This window comes from Flavobacterium franklandianum (genome assembly GCF_007097365.1).
Lineage (GTDB): Bacteria > Bacteroidota > Bacteroidia > Flavobacteriales > Flavobacteriaceae > Flavobacterium > Flavobacterium franklandianum.
Genome location: NZ_VJZR01000012.1, coordinates 107,512 through 109,954, shown reverse-complemented (window position 1 = coordinate 109,954; position 2,443 = coordinate 107,512). Strand labels below are relative to the sequence as shown.

The 2,443-nt window shown below is 35.1% G+C and carries 1 protein-coding gene; it reads right to left on the bottom strand.

Features of this window, described 5'->3' with window-relative positions; genetic code table 11:
- Positions 1-71: 71 nt before the first annotated feature.
- Positions 72-2,443, bottom strand: a 2,372-nt coding sequence (locus tag FNW17_RS16375) for an ATP-binding protein (protein WP_185965307.1), incomplete at its 5' end; no start/stop codon positions are given.

The window sequence follows — 2,443 nt, the reverse complement described above, 5'->3', positions numbered from 1 at the left end:
TTTCGGGGACAGACTATCGGATAGGTTATTGATTGCAGCATTAGAAACAACTTGGTACAAGTAACGGATAGTCATATAATTTTATGTGTTGCAGCCGCTAATAAAGGCCAATCTTTATCCAATACGCTTTGCCGCATAGCCTCAAGTAATGGTGGGGTTTGTTGCAAATATATTGAAATCATTTCCATCATTAGTTTTGGATTAGACTTAGTTCTTTCCTTCAAGTAATCTAAATTAGTGTATTTGATTTCGGTACTTTCGTTTTGATTTTTTGTCAAGACATCTTCATCGTTAGGTACTTCTTTTTGAAGCACTGGTTTTTTTGCCAAACCTACAATTTTATTGTATAATATATGTTCATCAACAGGTTTCGCAATATAATCATTCATTCCCACGGCTTTGCATTTGGCTAAATCTACTGTGGTTACATCTGCGGTCAAAGCAATGATAGGAATTGTAGAATTCATTGTATTCCGAATATATTCTGTAGCTTCAAATCCATTCATTACAGGCATTTGCAAGTCCATTAATATAATATCATAGGTTTTTTCTTTAATTTTTTCGAGGGCTATAGCCCCATTTTCAGCGATGTCACGCTCAAAACCAAAATCATCCAAAAGGGTTTTCATTAATAATTGATTCAGCGGCATATCCTCAACAACCAATACTTTTATATTCCTGATCCCCATTTCTATTTCCTCCTTTTCGGTTTCGAATTGAGTAACGAAATCTGTTTTCGGAAAGTTTAATGTAAAACTAAAAGTAGAGCCTTCGTTAATTTTACTTTTTACACAAACGGTTCCGCCTTGCGGTTCTACTAATTGTTTCACGATAGCAAGTCCTAATCCTGTGCCTCCATACAATCTAGAAGTTCCACTGGTGGCTTGTTGGAAATTATCAAAAATAGTTTCCATTTTAATTTCATCAATTCCAATACCGGTATCTGAAATGGCAAATTCTACAGTAGTACTTTCTTCATCTTCATCGAATAATCGGACACTTACTGTGATTTTTCCTTTGGAAGTAAATTTTATTGCATTGCTCACTAAATTTAAAATAATTTGATGCAAACGAACGGGATCTCCAAGTAATACCTCTGGAATATTGTTGTCATATTCTGTAACTAATTCTAAATTTTTTTCTTGAATTTTTGTTTCAAATACATGTAACATTGCCGAAATTGAAGAAGCTAATTTAAATGGAACACACTCAAATGTCATTTTTCCGGCATCTACTTTTGCCAAATCTAGAATATCGTTGATGAGCACGATTAAGGCATCACCACTCAATTTTATGGCTGATAAATATTCCTTTTGTTTCTCCGTCAAATCTGTTTTCAATACTACTTTTGTAAATCCAATGATAGCGTTCATCGGAGTTCGTATTTCATGACTCATGTTGGACAAAAATTGTTGTTTTGCTTTTACAGCATTTTCGGCAGTTAGAGTTGCGGCTTCGGCATTCCTTTTTTCTTCTTCGGCAATTTCGGTGGCCAATTCAGCAAAAACTCTTGCCTCAACTAATTCCGTTGCAATTCTTTTTTGCTCGGTTACATCTCTGGCTACAATTACAACTCCCATTACATTTCCGTTATCGTCTTTATAGACTGATCCGTTGAATAAAACATCGGTCAGTTTGCCGTTTTTATTTCGTAGTGTGAGTGGAGCATCGGCAACAGAACCTTTTTTAAAGACTTCTTGATAGACTTCACGTGCTTTTTGTTGTTCTGTGAAATAATCGAAAAAGTCGGAATCTATAAGCTCTTCCTTTGACATCCCAATTATGTTTGCTGTAGCTTCATTCATATCGGTAATCTTCCCTTGAATGTTTATGGTAACCAATGGATCTCGACTAGCTTCAATTAAACTCAACGAATATTGCGAGGCTAGTTTTGCTGAATAACTAAGTGCTTCCAGTTCCTTGTTAGCAATTTCCCTTTTTTCTTTCTCTTTATTTTGGAAATTAAGTTCAATTTCGGCAATAATTAACTCATCGGCTCTTTTTGTTTTTTCTTCTTTTTGATAAAGAAGTTCTTCATTAGCAATGACTAATTCTGCCGCTCTATTTTCTTTTTCAATATTTTGATACGCCAATTCTTCGTTGGCAATACCTAATTCATTGGCCCTGTTTTCTTTCTCTTGATTTTGATACGCCAATTCTTCGTTGGCAATACCTAATTCATTGGCCCTATTTTCTTTCTCTTGATTTTGATACGCCAATTCTTCGTTGGCTATACCTAATTCATTGGCCCTATTTTCTTTCTCTTGATTTTGATACGCCAATTCTTCGTTGGCAATACCTAGTTCATTGGCTCTGTTTTCTTTTTCTTGATTTTGGTAAGCGAGTTCTTTATTGGCAATGCTCAATTCATTGGCTCTATTTTCTTTCTCTTGGTTTTGGTAAGCGAGTTCTTTATTGGCAATGCTCAATTCATTGGCTCTAT